Source organism: Cognaticolwellia mytili (assembly GCF_002104475.1).
Lineage (GTDB): Bacteria > Pseudomonadota > Gammaproteobacteria > Enterobacterales > Alteromonadaceae > Cognaticolwellia > Cognaticolwellia mytili.
In genome coordinates, this window is sequence record NZ_NBOF01000005.1 from 329,212 (window position 1) to 347,213 (window position 18,002).

Annotated in this window: 19 protein-coding genes; 8 read left to right on the forward strand and 11 right to left on the reverse strand. The window is 39.1% G+C overall.

Features of this window, described 5'->3' with window-relative positions; genetic code table 11:
* Nucleotides 1-28: 28 nt before the first annotated feature.
* Entirely contained in the window at nucleotides 29-790 is a 762-nt protein-coding gene (locus tag B7C41_RS17130; RefSeq protein ID WP_085300171.1) for a SapC family protein, read from the reverse strand.
* Between the two features lie 191 nt (nucleotides 791-981).
* Between B7C41_RS17130 and B7C41_RS17135 the strand changes: the two genes are divergently transcribed.
* From B7C41_RS17135 to B7C41_RS17170, 8 genes are all read left to right on the forward strand, one after another.
* Nucleotides 982-1,281 carry a hypothetical protein gene (locus B7C41_RS17135; protein ID WP_085300172.1) on the forward strand — a complete coding sequence of 100 codons (300 nt, stop codon included), beginning with the start codon at nucleotides 982-984 and terminating at the stop codon, nucleotides 1,279-1,281.
* Between the two features lie 386 nt (nucleotides 1,282-1,667).
* Nucleotides 1,668-2,654: a DUF6662 family protein gene (locus B7C41_RS17140; RefSeq protein ID WP_085300173.1), complete on the forward strand. Its 987-nt coding sequence runs from the start codon at nucleotides 1,668-1,670 to the stop codon at nucleotides 2,652-2,654.
* Nucleotides 2,655-2,753: 99 nt separating this feature from the next.
* Nucleotides 2,754-3,305 carry an FMN-binding protein gene (locus B7C41_RS17145; RefSeq protein ID WP_085300174.1) on the forward strand — a complete coding sequence of 184 codons (552 nt, stop codon included), beginning with the start codon at nucleotides 2,754-2,756 and terminating at the stop codon, nucleotides 3,303-3,305.
* Between the two features lie 12 nt (nucleotides 3,306-3,317).
* Nucleotides 3,318-4,184 carry an FAD:protein FMN transferase gene (locus B7C41_RS17150; RefSeq protein ID WP_085300175.1) on the forward strand — a complete coding sequence of 289 codons (867 nt, stop codon included), beginning with the start codon at nucleotides 3,318-3,320 and terminating at the stop codon, nucleotides 4,182-4,184.
* Between the two features lie 9 nt (nucleotides 4,185-4,193).
* The gene (locus B7C41_RS17155; protein WP_085300176.1) at nucleotides 4,194-4,676 is read left to right on the forward strand and encodes a hypothetical protein; all 483 of its coding nucleotides are present in this window, start codon (nucleotides 4,194-4,196) and stop codon (nucleotides 4,674-4,676) included.
* A gap of 5 nt (nucleotides 4,677-4,681) precedes the next feature.
* Nucleotides 4,682-5,077 (forward strand): QcrA and Rieske domain-containing protein, encoded by a 396-nt coding sequence (locus B7C41_RS17160; protein WP_085300177.1) that lies wholly within the window; start codon nucleotides 4,682-4,684, stop codon nucleotides 5,075-5,077.
* 20 nt (nucleotides 5,078-5,097) lie between these two features.
* Complete coding sequence (locus B7C41_RS17165) at nucleotides 5,098-7,032, forward strand: TonB-dependent receptor plug domain-containing protein (protein WP_085300178.1); 1,935 nt, start codon at nucleotides 5,098-5,100, stop codon at nucleotides 7,030-7,032.
* 41 nt (nucleotides 7,033-7,073) lie between these two features.
* Nucleotides 7,074-7,601, forward strand: a complete 528-nt coding sequence (locus B7C41_RS17170) for a PepSY domain-containing protein (RefSeq protein WP_085300179.1) — start codon at nucleotides 7,074-7,076, stop codon at nucleotides 7,599-7,601.
* Here B7C41_RS17170 and B7C41_RS17175 read toward each other — a convergent pair.
* The 10 genes from B7C41_RS17175 to B7C41_RS17220 are packed head-to-tail and all read right to left on the reverse strand — an operon-like array spanning nucleotide 7,598 to nucleotide 17,984.
* The gene (locus B7C41_RS17175; protein ID WP_085300180.1) at nucleotides 7,598-8,824 is read right to left on the reverse strand and encodes a beta-ketoacyl-ACP synthase; all 1,227 of its coding nucleotides are present in this window, start codon (nucleotides 8,822-8,824) and stop codon (nucleotides 7,598-7,600) included. The two genes, B7C41_RS17170 and B7C41_RS17175, sit on opposite strands and share 4 nt — an antisense overlap.
* Nucleotides 8,824-9,558, reverse strand: coding sequence for a 3-oxoacyl-ACP reductase FabG (fabG, locus tag B7C41_RS17180; protein ID WP_085300181.1), 735 nt, complete (start codon nucleotides 9,556-9,558; stop codon nucleotides 8,824-8,826). Before fabG ends, B7C41_RS17175 begins: the two co-directional genes overlap by 1 nt.
* Nucleotides 9,559-9,605: 47 nt before the next feature.
* A complete protein-coding gene (locus B7C41_RS17185; protein WP_085300182.1) occupies nucleotides 9,606-10,067 on the reverse strand; it encodes an ApeP family dehydratase in 462 nt (153 codons plus the stop codon).
* A complete protein-coding gene (locus B7C41_RS17190) occupies nucleotides 10,060-11,232 on the reverse strand; it encodes a beta-ketoacyl-ACP synthase (protein WP_085300183.1) in 1,173 nt (390 codons plus the stop codon). Before B7C41_RS17190 ends, B7C41_RS17185 begins: the two co-directional genes overlap by 8 nt.
* A complete protein-coding gene (locus B7C41_RS17195) occupies nucleotides 11,232-11,840 on the reverse strand; it encodes a DUF3261 domain-containing protein (RefSeq protein ID WP_085300184.1) in 609 nt (202 codons plus the stop codon). Before B7C41_RS17195 ends, B7C41_RS17190 begins: the two co-directional genes overlap by 1 nt.
* Complete coding sequence (locus tag B7C41_RS17200; RefSeq protein ID WP_085300185.1) at nucleotides 11,825-13,090, reverse strand: NAD(P)/FAD-dependent oxidoreductase; 1,266 nt, start codon at nucleotides 13,088-13,090, stop codon at nucleotides 11,825-11,827. The genes B7C41_RS17195 and B7C41_RS17200 overlap by 16 nt, the downstream gene beginning before the upstream one ends.
* Before the next feature lie 16 nt (nucleotides 13,091-13,106).
* Nucleotides 13,107-15,326 (reverse strand): MMPL family transporter, encoded by a 2,220-nt coding sequence (locus B7C41_RS17205; RefSeq protein ID WP_085300186.1) that lies wholly within the window; start codon nucleotides 15,324-15,326, stop codon nucleotides 13,107-13,109.
* 58 nt (nucleotides 15,327-15,384) lie between these two features.
* Nucleotides 15,385-16,020 carry an outer membrane lipoprotein carrier protein LolA gene (locus B7C41_RS17210; protein WP_085300187.1) on the reverse strand — a complete coding sequence of 212 codons (636 nt, stop codon included), beginning with the start codon at nucleotides 16,018-16,020 and terminating at the stop codon, nucleotides 15,385-15,387.
* Nucleotides 16,007-16,450: an acyl-CoA thioesterase gene (locus B7C41_RS17215; protein WP_085300188.1), complete on the reverse strand. Its 444-nt coding sequence runs from the start codon at nucleotides 16,448-16,450 to the stop codon at nucleotides 16,007-16,009. Before B7C41_RS17215 ends, B7C41_RS17210 begins: the two co-directional genes overlap by 14 nt.
* Nucleotides 16,443-17,984, reverse strand: a complete 1,542-nt coding sequence (locus B7C41_RS17220; protein ID WP_085300306.1) for an HAL/PAL/TAL family ammonia-lyase — start codon at nucleotides 17,982-17,984, stop codon at nucleotides 16,443-16,445. Before B7C41_RS17220 ends, B7C41_RS17215 begins: the two co-directional genes overlap by 8 nt.
* Between the last annotated feature and the right edge of the window lie 18 nt (nucleotides 17,985-18,002).

Consider the following 18,002-nt stretch of genomic DNA (forward strand, 5'->3'; position numbering starts at 1 on the left):
TATTTAAAACAATAAATTATATTGATATTTATTTTTCTTCCGCTGTAGCTACTGCAAAACGAATACCATTAACTTTCGCCGAAGATTCACTTTGATTACGTAATTGTGCCAAACGATTAATTTGGCCCACTGAGCCTAACATTGCGTGAATTGGAATAAATAAACCACGTTTATGAAAGTCTAATACTTTATCATCACTTAACGCTTGAAGTTTCTTTTCATCAATGCCGTAAAGTCCAACAAGCTTTTTACTTTCACCTGAGCCGAAACTAATATTAAGCTCAAGTTCCATTAATAATTCGTTATCTAGTAATTCTTTAATGAACTTTTCATTCATCACTTCATTGTCATATAAACGACCTAGTGACTCTTGTACACCTTTGAAAAATTCAGTGTCGTTACCTTCAGCGTCGAATAAGCTGTGCTCTTTATCTTCACCAACGAATTTGTTATCTAAATCAACACAAGCCGTTAAAGTTTTTTCTTTTTCTGGATCTAAGCCCAAAGAAAATGGTGCCATAGAAATGCTTTGAGGAATATATACCGCATTCCAAGAGCCTTCTTTATGGTATAAATTCTCGCCCGCTTCAAGACCTAACATTGCCACACTGCGGTAACGCTCTGACTCTTGATCTTTCACTAGTACAATCGGGTAGCTCGTTGCAGCTTGTGCATATTCGGCAGCAGTGACTGGCGCAATATGTTGATTAGCAACATGTGATAAATCACGTTTTTCAGAAATTTTAATGTTTTGATGAGTTTCTTTTTTAATTGGGGTAATGTTAGCCATGAATAAGTTCTCTTTATACTGCGTCTATAATAGTTGTCGTTTTTGACACTTTTTTCTTGTTGATAATAGTTATGGAGACGCGCACTAACGCTTTCAATGGTATAATTGAATTAATATCAATATTATCTTTAATGCTTTAAATCATCGGCAAAAGATTAAAAATAAACTTCACTAAAACAACAAATTAAGCTATGACTCTTTTAAATTATTTTTGTGCGTTTTTACTTATTGTTAGCCCTGTTAGCTGGGGATTACCAAAAATAACTGTCACTTATAACGTGACCGCAACAGGTTTTACTCAAGTTAGAGTTAGAAATGAAACATTAGAGTCCCTAGCTTGTTATGTTGCGATCGATGGCTTTAAAAAGAAATTTAAGCTGAATCCTAAAACGAGTTCACAATGGATAACTGCAATTGACACTCGCTACAATTATCGAAACTTTAGTACTTGGTGTGATTATTTAGATATTCATCCTGAATATGATAGTTAGCAGAAATATTAAGGACTCCTGATCTTTCTTTAGTGATTCAATTAAAAGGTAAGATCACCTTAATTAAGACAAAAATAAGATGGTTTTGTTTTAGTTTCAGCCTTATGAGCAATACCTTGTTTTAACGTTAGCGGCATTAGAGTTTCATTTATTTGAAGCAATCGAACTTCATGTACTTTAGCTCCACTAATATTAAAATCATTCAACGTTTCCTAAAGTTTCTCTGCCAATAATAAGCTGTACCATAATTTCTCCATAGCGGTATTCCAAGTCCAGCCCTCACAACTACAAATGATAACAGTTATCAGTTGCGTTACGTTTTGTAACTTATTATAATCTCCTGATAACAAAAACCTCTCTCTTTGATACATTTAGGCTTTAACAACATGAAACTGAACTTTAATACCATCATGGCTGCTGCGATATCTGCAGCAACTTTTACCGCATCTGCTGGCGAAAATCTTTGGGTTTACGCAAAAGGCACCGATACACGCCCAGCAGGCAGTTATGAATTTAAAATTGCCGATACCATTCGTTTAGACAAAAACGCTGGTGATCACTACACGTTCCACGATATTCGCCCTGAAATTGAATACGGTGTAACTGATAGTTTAACGGTTGCTGTTGAAGCTATTATTTTTGATCATGACTACGATGTAGGTTCAGAAGCAGAAGGCGCACCTTGCCCAATGTGTGAAGCTGGCGACGGCACAGGTAAGTTTAGCGATACGCAATTTGCAGGTTATGAACTTGCTATGAAATACAACGTATTAAGCCCTTACAAAGATGCTTTCGGTTTTTCTTACGGCTTAGCATATGAACGTCGCGACAAATACCGCTTAGATGGTGCAGATATCGATCAGAATTCATTTGTTGGTACATTATTTTTTCAAAAAGATTTCTTAGATGACACTGTTGTAACAGTGCTAAATATTAAGACTGAATTTGAACGCAGAAAATCAGGTACAGTTGTAGAAGATGAATTCGCGATTGATATTGCCGCAGGTATTTCTTACCGCTTCGCACCACAATGGTTTGTTGGTTTAGAATTTAGACATCAGTCAGACTACTTAAACCCGCAAGACAAAGCTGAAAAAGGTAACACTGAAGACGGCTTTGATGCTGATGGTTACACGATTGGTTTAAAGAAATCTAATTTTGATCTAGGCGATTTCCGCATTGGTAGCCAACATCAACGTGGTAACTACTTTGGCCCAACACTACATTTTGCTGAGCAAAAATGGTGGGTAACAGGTGGCATTTTATGGCAAATCAGTGGCGGTGGTTCAGAGCATGCAGATGTTCGTAACGGCCGCAACTGGGATGAGCATGAAAAAATGCACATCGGTTTATCATACGGTTATGAATTCTAAAAAATTTAAGCACTTAGCTTAATTCGATAAGGCTTACAGATCCCAACTAATGGACTGTAAGCCTTTTGCATTTTTATCAATCACAAGTAAATTACAATCATGAGTATGTTACGTAGACGGTTTTTAAAAGGCTTAGTTGCTACCGCAGCAACTTTTGCACTTCCTATCCAAGTTGCTTTTGCAAAGAACTATTTAACCATAGAGCAGGCACAGAAAATATTATGGCCAGAGCAAAAGCTGACATCAGCACCTGTGGATTTGACAGAAGAGCAAGCTGACTTAATTGAAGACCTGTCAGACATTCGTGTTCGCAATCACCATATTAATGGCTGGCGTTCAGAAGATGGCGGTTGGTTCATTGTTGATCAGGTTATTGGTAAGCATGAAAATATCGACCTAGCTGTAGCAATAAGTGCTGAAGGTAAAGTCATGGGTATAGAAGTATTAACCTATCGAGAAACTTACGGCGACCAAATTATGCACCCCAAATGGCGCGCACAGTTTCATGGTAAAGACAGCAGTGAATTCCTCAAGCTTGATAAACAAATTAGAAACATTTCTGGCGCTACCTTATCGTGTCGTCATGTAACCGACGGTATTAATCGACTTAACCATACGTGGTCAAGTGTGCTTAGTAAAATAACACTGTAATAGGCACTTGTTTTGAACCAAGTTAGTATTAAACGTTGCCGACCACTATTAGGGACTTTTGTCGAAGTAAACCTAACAGCAAAAATGTCGGAAAAAGCACTAATACATTGGTCAAATATGGCGTTTGATGAAATTGAACGAATTCATCAAACGCTAAGCTTTCATCAGCTTGATAGTGAATTATCTGCTCTTAATATCGCATTAATAACTGCACCTAATGCTCAATTTACAATGTCGGCTGATTTACAAAACGTGGTCACTTTTGCTCAGCAGGTTTTTGAACACTCGAACGGTTATTATGACATCAGTATTGCTGCTCCGTTGGTGGCTTCGAAACATTTACCTGCTCATTTATTTACAGATAAAGCCGCATTATTAGAGCAACAATTTGGCTGCTTTGCTGATGTAAACCTTGAGAGCAATTTAATTAGTAGCACTAAGCCAATATTTTTTGACTTGGGTGGCATTGCCAAAGGTTACGCGGTTGATCAAGCCATATCTTTATTACCTAATGAGATTACGGGCAGCATCAATGCCGGTGGTGACTTGCGAGTAATTAACTGGCAAAAACAAAAGGTTGAGATAAAATACAGCCAGCGTAACAGCGCCTTAAAAAAGTTACCTATGCTCAATACAGCCTTAGCGAGTAGCGGTAGCTATTATCAAGAAAATGGCTCGCAATATTTTGACCCAAAAGCCAAATGTTATGTAAAGGTTAACGGTAGCACCTCCGTTTTTGCCGACAAAGCCATGGTTGCAGATGCATTAACCAAAATTATTGTATTGATGAATCGCAAGGATGCTGAAAAAGTACTAAATCATTTTAACGCCAAAGGCATTAGCATTAACCGCTTTGGCTTTAGTCGCCGTATAAATTAGAGTTTTATCATGTCCAATGTCAGTCGTAAAATTGCTAAAAAATACCGTTATTTATTTTACGGTTTTTTAAGCTTAAGTGTTTTTAGCGGTAGTGGTTTCTGGTTATTAAGAAACTTCGCTATGGTAGAAGGGGACTTTGGTCCTGAGTCGCATTTTTTGCAATATCCCTTTTTGCAATTACACGGTTTTGCGGCATTTATGATGCTAATGGCACTCGGTAGTATTTTTACATCGCATGTTTCAAAAACATGGACACTTGGTAAAGCTAAAAAATCAGGTATTACCCTGATGAGTTTTATTATTTTTTCGCTACTATCAGCCTATAGCCTTTATTATTTGGTGGGGGAAGATTGGCATACTTTACTGGGTAATTCTCATGCAGTTGTGGGCTTACTACTACCAACTCTTTTAATCGTACATATTAAAATCGCTCGTAAATCTCGTAAGAAAAAAGCACATTATCATTCTAAAACAAAAAAACGAGCACATTGATCGCAATGAAACGTCGAGAATTTTTAAAAACGGCCTGTTTAGCCACGGCCTGTATACTTCCTGCCTGTAAAAGCACAGTAAAATATGCTGATGCGATACAACAAGGAAATAAGCTCGTGGTCGATAAAAGCTTATTTTTAGCAAACAGTATTGTCACCATCGCTTATAATCAACATGGTATTGGTATTACTAAGTTAGATGACAATACCTTCGCCGCATCATTACTCACTTGTACTCATCAAGGTTGTGCTGTTTCTGTAGAAGAAAATGGTTTTATTTGCCCATGTCATGGCGCACGTTTCAATAATGTAGGGCAAGTGACTAAAGGCCCAGCAGAAGAAAATCTAACTAGCTTTATTACCAGCAACAATCAGCAATTTGTTTACGTTCATTTATTGTGAGCAATTACCTGAATAAACTTATGAAAAGCTTAATCCTATGTCATTTAATGCTGATATTTTTCTGCGCTAATCCTTTAGCCGCTCAGCATTCTGACAACTCGAAAAGTGCTGATAGCAATATGGGCACAGACACTGCTATTGAAGTGATGACGATTTCACACTCAAAAACCGTCAAATCACTCGATGATGTTAGAACCAGTGACAATATATTAATTTATCCTGAGCAAATTGTTAGCGCCCAAAACACAGTTGCCGATTTAATTTCACAAAGTGCTGGTGTTAACCTTAATGGCCAAGGGGGACTATTTCAAAGTTACAATATTAGAGGCTTTAGTCGTGCCAGAATTAAAACGGAAGTTGACGGCATTCCAATCATCACAGACCGCAGAGCAGGAAATTCTATCGCCTTTATTCCGGCAGAGTTAATCTCAGAGGTTTATATTCAAAAAGGGCCACAATCAACGCTTTATGGCTCTGATGCAATGGGCGGTGTCGTTAGTATTTCAACACAATCACACGAAACATCTGCGATTAGTTTTGCATTACAACCGCAAGATAACGCCAAACATTTATCTGCTAATTTTGTTGGTGACACCATCAATGCTAGCCTAGTCACTCGAACTGCAGATAATGCAAAATCAGCCCAAAATGAACAAAGCAGCGTAATTCCATTAAACAGCCAATACCAACAACGTGCCGCAACACTTTCAAGTGAATTTAGTTGGCACGACATTGATATTTTTGCATCTGCCATTGTCAGTCAAGGAGATGATATTGGCAAAAGCTCAATCACCTTCCCGACAGAACGCATTAGCAACTATCCGCAAGATGATCATCTGCTATCACAAATAGAATTTTCATCTGCTGGGCAATGGAAGTTTAAGCTCTACCAACATCAGCAGCAGTGGCAAACCAATGTTACTCGTCTTGATGATGAGCAAAATATTTCTCGTCGTAATGTCACCGACTATCAATCAAATACTTACGGTGCTTATGGCTCATGGTTAATCGATAACACCGTTGTCGGGCTTGAATGGCTTGGTCGTTACAATATTGAAATTAGCGAACAAGAATTTTCTGCAACCAATGAATTAGCATGGCAACATCAAATGATAAATGCAGATGAAGACACGTTCGCTGTATTTACCTTACATGATTGGCATTTTGACGACTTTACGCTAGCAACGGGAGCAAGGTACGATCAAATTAAGCTCAAACAATATCAGCAAATAAAAGAAGAGAGCTTCATCTCGTTATCGGCAAATGCTAGTTACCAACTATCAAAAAACACTGCGATGAGCCTACAACTAGCCAATGCCTTTCGTTTCCCGACCGTAAGTGAGTTATTCTTTTCTGGCGAAACCCCTAGAGGCAATACCCAAGGTAATAGCGAATTAACACCAGAGAAAAGTATCGGATTACAATTTTCACTTACTCACCATATTAACGAAAACGTTAGCGCGAGCTTCAATAGTTATCATTATAGAATTGATGATTATATTGAACGCTATACACAAGACAATGTCCGACGTTATCGTAATAACCAACAAGTCACCATCAAAGGGCTTGAAATAACCAGTCATTGGCAAATTAATCCGCACTGGCAATCAACTTTCGGCTTTCAATGGCAACAAGGTCAAGATGACGATAATTATATTGTCGACGACGGTATTCCAAAAGCATTTAAATGGTCGTTAAACTGGCAAAATGATAGTATTAGTATTCGCCAGCAGTTAAGTTATCAATTTTCACAACAAGATGTCGGCGCCTCTGAAATCGCGCGAGAAAGTGAGCTTATTTGGCATACTGAGCTCGATTATCAGGTAAACAACAATTTGCAGCTAAGCTTTTCGGTGATTAACTTAACCGACAACTTATACAAAAGCTCAAGCGATGAAGATGCAGCTTATCAACCAGAAAGAACCTTGAGTTTCAAAGGTGTTTGGCAGTTTTAAGTGTACATGTAACAACAGACAATTTTTAACTATGAGTAACAATGAACTTTAATAGAATTAACCGCAGCACCCATAAGTGGGCCAGTATCGTTATTGCGCTACCATTTTTGATCATATTGATCAGCGGCATTCTATTGTTACTTAAAAAAGATGTGGAATATATTCAACCAGCAAGTGCTAAAGGCAGCGTAAAAAACCAACCAAGCATCAGCTTTGAGCAAGTATTAATAATTGCAAAATCAGTTCCCAAAGCAAATATTGACTCGTGGCGAGCCATCGACAGGTTAGATGTTCGCCCAGGAAAAGGTATTATAAAAATAAGAGCAAAATCAGAATGGGAAATTCAAATAGATGCAACGACGGGTGAAATACTTAAAACCGCATATCGTCGCTCAGACTTCATAGAACAACTACATGACTTTACTTATTGGCAAGACAGCGCAAACTTGTGGTTTACACTGCCACTGTCAATTGTGCTACTGCTCATTTCAATAACTGGCATTATTTTATTCTTTTTACCGTATTACAAGCGTTATAAAAACCGCCAGCGTATTAAAGACTATAACTAGCCTTGCCAGCGCTTAAATATTAATGAGGTATTAATACCGCCAAAAGCAAAGTTATTGCTCATCACATAGTTTGTTTCGATATCTCGACCTTGCTCAACAATATAGTCTAGATCGCCACAGTACTCATCTACATTGTCTAAATTCAACGTTGGTGCGAACCAGTTGTCTTGCATCATGTTAATACAAGCCCAAGCTTCAATACTTCCACAGGCACCCAAGGTATGGCCTAAATAGCTTTTTAATGAGCTCATCGGCACTTTACCAAAGACATTAGCTGTTGCATTTGACTCGGCAATATCGCCTTTTTCGGTCGCAGTACCGTGGGCATTTACATAGCCAATAGCTTCTGCATTTAAATCAGCATCTTCAAGCGATAATTCTATCGCAACTTGCATGGTTTCAGCGGTAGGCTGAGTGACATGTTTACCGTCAGAATTTGAGCCAAAACCTACAATTTCTGCAAGTATATTGGCGCCTCGCGCTTTAGCGTGTTCGAGTTCTTCTAAAATTAAGGTACAAGCGCCTTCACCAATGACCAAGCCATCTCGGTCTTTATCAAACGGTTTTGGCGTTAGTTTTGGTTGATCATTGTTGGTACTGGTGGCATATAAGGTGTCAAATACAGCAGCTTCGGTCACACAAAGCTCTTCTGCACCACCAGCAATCATCGCTTTTTGCTTACCGAATTTAATGGCTTCATACGCATAACCAATACCTTGAGAACCTGATGTACAAGCAGAGCTCGTCGTAATTACACGGCCTTTAGCACCAAAGAAAACCCCAATATTAACCGGAGCGGTATGCGACATCATTTGAATATAGCTAGTCGCTGTTACACCATCCATCGTATGGTTTTCCATCATATTTCCAAAAGCAACCAATGGCGCTGTCGAACCTATCGATGAACCATACGAAACACCCGTGCGACCATCAGTTAATATGGCATCATTTAAAAGGTTCGCTTGCTCTAGTGCCAGCTCTGTTGCACGCGTTGCCATTAATGAAACCCGCCCCATTGAACGAACCATTTTTCGCTTATAATGTGCTGGTTTTTCAAAGTGCTTAACCGGTGCACCTAAGCAAGTATTCAGGCCATCTAATTTCTGCCACTCAGGCATCACTTCAACAGCATTTTCGCCTTTTTCTAGTGCCGCTCTGAAAGTTGACCAATCATCGCCCAATGCCGTTATCGCCGACATTCCAGTAACTACGACTCTTTTCATTACACTATTCCACCGTTTACTGAGATGACTTGCCGAGTGATATAGGCAGCACCGTCCGAAACTAAAAATGATACCGTTGCGGCAACTTCTTCAGGTTTACCAACGCGTCTAAGTGGGATCATTTTTTTCACTTCGTCTAACGGTAAGTCTTGTGTCATATCGGTATCAATTAACCCTGGAGCAACACAGTTCACGGTAATTTTTCGCTTAGCCAATTCTAAAGATAAGGCTTTAGTTGCTGCTATAACACCACCTTTAGCAGCGCTATAATTTACTTGCCCTCTATTGCCGGCAATGCCAGAAACAGAAGCCATAGTAACAATTCGCCCGCCATTTTTAGCTCTTACCATTGGCATTACAACCGGATGAATAACATTATAAAAACCATCTAATGCGGTATTAACAACGCTGCTCCAGTCATCACTTTCCATGGCAGGGAATGCCATATCTTTTGTAATACCGGCATTACAAACAACACCGTAGTAAACACCGTGCTCTTCCATGTCTTTTTCTATCGCGTGTTTTGCTGATTTTTGGTCACAAACATCAAATTGTAAAAGGGTCGCTTTACGGCCAAGGGCTATTATTTGTTCTTGAGTGTCTTTAGCAGCCTCAAGTCCATTTCGGCAATGTACGGCAATATCAAAACCATCTTCAGCAAGCTTTATCGCAATTGCCTTACCTAAACCTCGGCTAGAGCCGGTTACTAGAATTCTTTTAATATCGCCTGTCATTATCATTCTTCACTTTTCTTATTTATTTTGTTTTATTCAAAGGTATTTTATGCGTAACTTTCTTGTATAAATGCATCAGGATCTTTCGGCTGAAACACATTAATATTCGCCTGAGCTAACACTTCACTTTCAGCGCTTAATATTTCACACTCAAACACTCTTAATCCTGAATCTTCTCGATACAATTCTTTAATCGTTACCGTTAAAATTTCATTAAGCGCAAAATGTGAGCGCATGGTTTTATATTTTCGTGAGCCAAGTAAAAAGCCGATTTGTACCGAGTCTTTATCATCTAAAGCGTGAGCACCAGCAAATGCAGCAATAGCTTGTGCCATATATTCACTGCCAATATAACTGGGTACGCCTGTTTTTAATTCATTATAAAATGGGCTCTTTTGTGTAATAGCAACAGTGCATCGACAAGAGTCAACATCATAGAATTCTAGCGAGTCAATTAAGATCATCGGGGCTTGATGAGGTAAAATCTCGGTTATATCGTAGTTATTCATAATTTTTTCCAATAACTGCGCTGAAATTATTACCACCAAATGCAAAAGAATTACTCAGGCAATATTGCAGTTTATCGAGCTTTTCACCTTCGCTCAGCTTTATTGTTGGCATACGTTCATCAATAGCACCGCCTTTGCAGTTTGCAGGCAGCTTACGAGCGGTATTACCATCACTTAATAGTAACCAACAAAGTCCTAGCTCTAACGCGCCCGCAGCGCCAAGTGTGTGACCAGTCAAATGCTTGGTTGAACTACAATGAACCGTTTCACCACAAACAGAAGCCATTGCTAAGGCTTCCATTTCATCGTTCTTAATCGTGCCTGTGCCGTGTAAATTTACATAATCAATTTGCTTCGCACTAATGTTGGCATTTTCAATCGCTAATGCCATTGCACTGGCAGCGCCACTACCATCAGGTGAAGGCGCAGATATATGATAAGCATCTGATGTTTCGCCAGCACCCAGTAATTGAATGCCGTCATTATCTTTTGTCATAATGAACAATGCTGCCGCTTCACCGATATTAATACCGTCGCGGTCACGTTGAAAAGGCTGACATATATGTTTACTTATCGACTCCAATGATTGAAAACCATTGAGAGTTAATTGCGTTAAGCTATCCACGCCGCCAGCGATAACTACATCAGCTAAGTCATTATCAAGTAAGGTGCTTGCACTCACCAACGCTTTACCGCTTGAAGAACAGGCGGTTGAAATTCCGTACACTGGGCCTTTCGCATTGGCCAACGTTGCAATATAAGTTGCTGGCGCTGACATTTCTTGTACTTCATATTTAAAGTCACTCGGAAATTGCCCTTGTGTTGCTAATTCTTTTCTCGCTAACTCACCTTCATAAATACTTGCAGTACTGGTGCCTATAACCACGGCAACTCGATGCTCTCCGTATTGGCTAATGAGTGGCTGTAAAGCGTCAGCAATTTGTTGGTAAGCAATATAAGCCAGTTTATTGTTATTAGTCGATATTTGCTGAACGTCTAAATCTGCAGGCAAGCCTACACGTCCAACATACTGAGGCGCTTCAATCGGCAGCTCACTGTCGAGTGACAAATATTTTTTATCTTCACCAATTAACGCGTTTAATACTTGTTGCTTATCATTACCAAGCGCACAAACAACGCCAAACTCTTTCAAACAAATAGTCACTAACTTTCCTTATCTAGGTTGGTTAAGCGAATGCGATAACCTCTGATAATATTTTCTAATTCATAGCCATCATCAAACTTTTCAATTTTAATAATAACTTGATTATTATCTAAAATGATTCGCTGCCAAATAATTCGGTTCTGGCTTAGGTTATCGTGCTGACTGACACTAACATTGGCGCCTAACAATGATGCTTCAATCATACTTACGGGCCAATGACATAACTGCATATCGGCAATAATAAAACCTATACCAGCAAAAGGTAATGGCACATACTGATTAACTTCAGTTTCTTTTTTATCAAACCAGCGAAAGTCGAATAACGGCACGCCAGCAGGTGAAACAGCTGCCATAGCAATTTCATTATTGCGGTATTCTACTTGTGCAATAAAGCGGTGGCTTTTACCTTTATTAGCTATCTCGACTAAATGACTTTCAACTTTCCCAACTTTTTCACTCGGCGGTGCAGTTAACACTAACGCCAAGTTTTCCGTCAAGTGTATCGAATTCTTATTCGCTGTTAACGCACAACCCGATAACAAAAACATCAGGGAAAAGAGTAATAGCTTGTTGGCGAAATAATTCAATTCAACTATCCAGCTTGGCATATTTCAGCCAATACATTTAATCGTCTAACGCTTTTCGCTACGTAAGGGTTTTTTTCATCCCATGCATAGCCTGCCAGAATGGAACTGATCATACGACGCACCGAATCATCATGGTGATCATGATAAACAACATTTTGAAAACTCTCATTGTACCAAGCTTCAACAAAACACCTAAAAGTATCAACGCCAAATTTTAATGGCTCGGCGTATTCACTTTCCCAATCAACTTTTGAGCCTTGTATTTGCTTTTTAACTAATGGCGCAGCTAAAGACGCTGACTTCATTGCAATAGTAACACCCGAAGAAAATACCGGATCAAGGAATTCGCCGGCATTGCCTAATAAAGCAAAGTTTTTACCCCATAGCTTAGTTACATCTGCAGAATAACCTTTAATAACTCTAGCATCTTGCAATGGCGTAGCATTTTTCAATAATCGCTGAAGGTTTTCATCTTGCGCAATAAAATCCTGTAGCGTATCAATTGCCGGCAATGTTTCATCAAAACGTTCAGGTAAGCCGACAACACCGACACTTGCACTGCCATCAGAAAATGGAATTAACCAGTACCAAACATCACTATGGTTTGGATTAACAGTAATTAGAATTTTATCGCGATCAAATTCAGGGCAGTTAATGCCATCTTTAAAGTGACTAAAATAACTGTGCCTTATTGGAAAATCTGATGGTAATTCCAAATCAAGCAACCTAGGTAGCACACGACCAAAGCCACTGGCATCTAGCAGAAACTTTGCTTTAACTTGATAAGGTTGTTCATTGTCATCACGAACATCAAGGCAGACTTCCGGCTCAAGGTTGGCAACTGAGTTGACCTGATGGCCATAGCGAATACTCACGCCTTTTTTTTCAGTTTCGTCAGCAAGTAGCTTGTCAAAAAGCCCTCTTTTCACTTGATATGTTGTGCCACGCCCTTCACTAAACTTTTCAGTAAAATCAAACGATGAGTTTTTGCCTTTTTTGTGAAACGCCGCACCATTTTTATGCTGAAAGCCGAATTCTTTTGCGTATTTATCTAACGCCTGTTCAAGTCCAGCCTCTTTTAAAAATTCCATACATTGCGGTAACAAGCTTTCGCCAATAGAAAAGCGTGGAAAATACTGTTTTTCTAATATCAACACTGACATTCCATCAGCAGCAAGTAAAGACGCAGCAACACTGCCAGACGGTCCAGCACCAATAATGACTACATCATATTGCTCAGTAGTATTCTGTGCTGGCGACTTAATATCCATGAATTTTCCCTAAAATTTATTTACGTCTGACCACAGACATAGGCGCTAAAATAAAAATACTGATGATGCCAATCATGACAGTTAAACCAAAGCTACTCACCGCTGGTGTGGCACTAAATACAAGAATGCCAAAAACAGCGGCAGATGATAAGGCAGACAAACTTATCGCGAGAAATGTCTTAGCTTGTAAGCCTTGTTCTTGATAAAAAATAACATAATCTATTGCAAGAGCAATAATGAGTAAAACTGCCAACAAATTAAATATATTCAAATGGTTAGAAACAAACTGACTTATCGTTAATGCTAACAATGCACTACCTATAGTTGCAATAGCAGATAAAGTACCTGCGGTTAAACCATACTTAACAACTAAAATAATCATCACCACGACAAACGCGCTCATTAGTAATATCAAAATCCCTTGTCGATACTCTGAAAGGGCATAACTCACTTCGCTAGCTGGGTCGTATAGCATGGTATGCACATTTTGTTCTAGCCATAACAAGTTTTCGTCAGATAAAGGCTCTTTCGACAACTCAAGCCATAAAGCATATTTTTCATTGCCGGCTATCACACGACTTGCTGGCTTATAACTTGCCATATAAAACTCTCCGATAAATGCTAAAGGACTTCGAGCAAATTCATCGTAAGTTAATGGTGTAAACGTTCCAATGGGATCAGATAGACCCGTTATTGCTAAAACGCTTTGAAAGTGGCCTAACTTGTCGGCGTCAACCAACAGGTCATAATATTGTTTTTGTTGCTTGATTGACGGTAAAAGTTCGTAAATACCTTTTACCTTCAACGCTGGCTGAGTTGCGCGAAACTTTGCAATAGCTTGTTCTTGTATTTCTAAAAGCTGCTGAGGTGACTCTGCTTTTATAATAACGCGCTGAGAGTCGTTATAAGCTAGAACTTGTGCAGCCTTAGCTTCTTGCTCAAGTAACCACTTTGGACTTGAATTTAATAACCGAACATCATCATTAAACTGTATTGGCGAGAAAAAATAAGCAACTGATAATAAAAGTAATAATAGTGTAATAATGGCTGATTTATAGTGTTGTACTTTATTAAAAAATGTTACACCGCACTGACTAAAAAGCATCGCTCGTGGTGCTGGTTTAATGTTAACTAAGCGTTCAAGGTAAGGGAGCACAGTTAATACCGTAATTAGGGCACCAAAAAGGCCAAAAATCATAAATACCGCAACTTGACTCAATAATGATAACGGGGAGAAAACTAGCACAATATAACCCATTGCAGTGGTTATAAAGCCGAGTATTAAAGGCTTCGCAATAGTCCTGTTATCTTTTTGAGCTAAATGATCATTTTGTGTGCCGGCATAAACAAAAGCGTGAAAACAGTAATCGACAACAACTCCCACCAAAGTAACGGCAAAAACTAGCGTTAATAAATGCAAACTATCAAAAAACAACAAAATTCCAACAAAACCATAAAGGCAAGCAATTGATAGCACAACTAATGCGGCGGTTAATGGCAGCAAAGACCGAAAAACAATAACAATAAGCAAGATAACGGCGATGACAGAAAACACACCAAAACTTGATATTTCAGCTTTAGCTTGAGCGGTCGATTCTGCGGTATGAAACAAAATACCTGAGTAATTTAATTCAACATCAAAATCATCACGAATATCGGAAAATAACTGCTTCAGCCTTACCGCCATTAATTGGCTTACGTTAAGATCAAAACCATCAAGTGATAGTTGCAAGTGCATAACCAAATATCGCTGTTGTTGCACGTTTATAGCAGCAACACCTTGGTAAAACTCAATATCACTAAGATTTAACAGTGAACCCTGCAAATAGTCCGCTAAATTTAACCGTGGAGCAGTGGCTATCGTTTCACTAACAAAAGGGTTAGCAAGTTGAATAACTTGGTTACTGGCGAGTTGGCTCAACGCCTGACTATCAGCAATATTTTCTACATAATTTTGTGAGAGAACGTTATGACGATAAGGTAAATAAAATGCAGCTATATCAGACATTGCAGGTTCTGGCGTTGGTAAAAACTCAATTTGAGCTGTTTTACCTATACTTGTTGCGAGTGCCTTATACGCAGGAAGAGCATCATTGCCTGTAACTAAAACAACCAACTGCTGTGTTTTTTGCTGAAATAATGCCGTTTCTGCAGACTTGAAGCTTTCGTGTTGGGAAGAGTTCGGCAGAATGGACAGTAAATTAGTTTCAACATGCCACTGACCAAAAAATAGCAAATAAACACCTAGCAATAAAACGGCGAATAGCTGCAACCAGTACAGTATATGAAGCTTATTACAGACGCGCACGAACTGACTCTGGCAATGCTGATATTGCTGTTAGTTTAACGTCGATTTCCGTTCTATTTCCGCTATGCTCCCGTAACACAATACGATTAATGTGCTTTAAACCAAGTTCATTATCAACTTGAAGATTATCAACACATAACTCGATATTTTGCATCACTTTAGCCAATTGCGCTAATTTAGGCGTTAATATTCTACATTCAACAGCTTTACTTTCAGCGATAGTAAAATTTTCAGTAATTTTAGCGCGGTCACCCGACATTATGCTTAATAGCATCAAACTCAAGCTGCTAGCACCTTTGAGCTCTTTCGCAGGGTTGATTCCATCTTCAGTAAAAACACTGTTGTTCTTTAATATTAATGCCGAATGTACTGGCTTATTGGTTTGCCATAACAAGCCCTTATCAACATCAAAATACAGTTCACCTTGAGATTTAATTGGCTGTTTTAATACCGTAAAATATTTACGTTGTTCAAAGCTACCTGAAGCAATAGCAATATGACTAAGCGCCATCATTTCTACCGGCGCAACATCATGCTTTTCAGCAAAAGCATTTTGGCTTAACAAAGCAGCTAAAAATAGCAATGCTCGCAAGGCAGAAAATTGATGGCTAGCTAGTTTCATGATTATCTGCATTAAGCTTTTTAATTTTATTAAGTAAAATTTCTGGCGAAACATACTGCATTTCTAATGTCTCAATATCAACGGCAACTTGAACAGTGTTACCTTTAGTTAATTTTTTACCGGTTTCTTCACAGCAAATAACATAATTAATTTTCAACCGTGATTCATACTCAACAAGCTCAGCTTTAACAATAATTTTTTGAGTAAAAACAGCAGAGCCGATGAATTTAGTACGCATATCAACAATTGGCCACATATAGCCTGAAGCTTGCATATCTAAATAATCATAAGATATTTTCCGTAACAGCTCACAACGTGCTACTTCAAAATAACGCGCATAGTTACCGTGCCATACCACTTGCATTGGATCACAATCATGAAAAGGGACGTCAATAATAACTTCAGCAGATAAAAACACCTCTTTACTCATACAGACTCCAGCGCTGTGTTTGAATTGCATCAACGGTAAAGCGCAGTAATTTATCTAAAGGTCGATCATCTATCAATGGATCGAAGAACTGACAAATATCATCATACATTTCCATCACAGGCTTCGGTAAGGTATCGTGATCAAGCTCTTTGTTAGCAATACGAATACGAACACCTTGCACAGCAGCCAATAAGGTACTTGCCAGCACTTGCTCTGTTAACTGTAACACTCGCATAGCATCACGTGCCGCAATAGTGCCCATGCTTACCTTATCTTGATTATGACATTCAGTAGAACGCGAAAAAACACTTGCTGGCATGGTTTGTTTCAATGCTTCCGCGGTATATGCTGACGCACCAATTTGCACGGCTTTAAAACCATGATTGATATAACGCCGCGCACCTTCACTCATTGATAAGTTAGACGGTAAACCATTGTTGTAGCGTGTATCAACAAGTGATGCAATTTGTCGATCAGCTAAATCAGCTAAATTCGCGACTGCAGTTTTTAATGAGTCCATCACCATGGCAATATGGCCACCATAAAAATGTCCACCATGTAAGACATGCTCACCTGGACCATCAATAATTGGGTTGTCATTGGCAGAATTCAATTCATTCTCAATCATCTGGCGGAACCAAGGTAATGAATCTTGTAATACCCCAATCACATGCGGTGCACAACGGATTGAATATCGGTCTTGTAAGCGATCGGCATTACGGGGATGATCAACGTGATTTAAGTCATTACGGATCCAAGTGGCAATTTGCTGCTGCCCCGGATGCGGCTTCACCGAGAATAGAATTTCATCAAAGTGATGGCTGTTACCTTTCAACGCTAAACTAGATAGCGCGGTAATTCGAGTCGCTAATTTCGCGACATATTGAGAACGGTCAAATGCTAGGCAAGAAATTGCAGTCATTACTGCCGTGCCATTCATAATAGCTAACCCTTCTTTAGGTCTAAGCACTATTGGCTTTAAACCTAACGTCTGCATCACTTCAAGGCTATTTTTTATTTCACCACGGTAGTAAACATCGCGCTCACCAACCAATGCACCTGCAACATATGACAATGGTGTTAAGTCACCACTAGCACCTACAGAGCCTTCTTGAGGAATAACCGGAACAATATCATGTTGTAAAAATGCTTTTAGAAGCTCTAACAGTGGCCAACTAACTCCCGAGTATCCTTGCGAAAGTGAGCATAAGCGTGTTGCCAATATAGCTCGACCTTCATAGGAACTAAACATTTCACCTAAACCACAACCATGGAAACGTGTTAGGTGTAAAGGCAGTTCAGGCACAAGGCTTAAAGGTACATTGACCGTAACGGAATCGCCGTAACCTGTGGTTACACCATAAATTACGCCGTCTTCTTTTAAAAGTGCATCAAGGAATTTAACACCTGAATCAATTTTATGGCAAAAATCACCTGACTGACTTAACTCAACATCTATATCGTTTTTTGCAATATTAACGATATCTTCTACTTTAAGGCGTGCTTCACCAAATTTAATGGTGGTATTACTGATAGGCACTACTACTACTCC

Bases quoted from the DNA above. Each gene is read 5' to 3' on its own strand.
- B7C41_RS17130 (WP_085300171.1), bottom strand. From the start codon at position 790: ATGGCTAACATTACCCCAATTAAAAAAGAAACTCATCAAAACATTAAA.
- B7C41_RS17135 (WP_085300172.1), top strand. From the start codon at position 982: ATGACTCTTTTAAATTATTTTTGTGCGTTTTTACTTATTGTTAGCCCT.
- B7C41_RS17140 (WP_085300173.1), top strand. From the start codon at position 1,668: ATGAAACTGAACTTTAATACCATCATGGCTGCTGCGATATCTGCAGCA.
- B7C41_RS17145 (WP_085300174.1), top strand. From the start codon at position 2,754: ATGAGTATGTTACGTAGACGGTTTTTAAAAGGCTTAGTTGCTACCGCA.
- B7C41_RS17155 (WP_085300176.1), top strand. From the start codon at position 4,194: ATGTCCAATGTCAGTCGTAAAATTGCTAAAAAATACCGTTATTTATTT.
- B7C41_RS17160 (WP_085300177.1), top strand. From the start codon at position 4,682: ATGAAACGTCGAGAATTTTTAAAAACGGCCTGTTTAGCCACGGCCTGT.
- B7C41_RS17165 (WP_085300178.1), top strand. From the start codon at position 5,098: ATGAAAAGCTTAATCCTATGTCATTTAATGCTGATATTTTTCTGCGCT.
- B7C41_RS17170 (WP_085300179.1), top strand. From the start codon at position 7,074: ATGAACTTTAATAGAATTAACCGCAGCACCCATAAGTGGGCCAGTATC.
- B7C41_RS17175 (WP_085300180.1), bottom strand. From the start codon at position 8,824: ATGAAAAGAGTCGTAGTTACTGGAATGTCGGCGATAACGGCATTGGGC.
- fabG (WP_085300181.1), bottom strand. From the start codon at position 9,558: ATGACAGGCGATATTAAAAGAATTCTAGTAACCGGCTCTAGCCGAGGT.
- B7C41_RS17185 (WP_085300182.1), bottom strand. From the start codon at position 10,067: ATGAATAACTACGATATAACCGAGATTTTACCTCATCAAGCCCCGATG.
- B7C41_RS17195 (WP_085300184.1), bottom strand. From the start codon at position 11,840: ATGCCAAGCTGGATAGTTGAATTGAATTATTTCGCCAACAAGCTATTA.
- B7C41_RS17200 (WP_085300185.1), bottom strand. From the start codon at position 13,090: ATGGATATTAAGTCGCCAGCACAGAATACTACTGAGCAATATGATGTA.
- B7C41_RS17210 (WP_085300187.1), bottom strand. From the start codon at position 16,020: ATGAAACTAGCTAGCCATCAATTTTCTGCCTTGCGAGCATTGCTATTT.
- B7C41_RS17215 (WP_085300188.1), bottom strand. From the start codon at position 16,450: ATGAGTAAAGAGGTGTTTTTATCTGCTGAAGTTATTATTGACGTCCCT.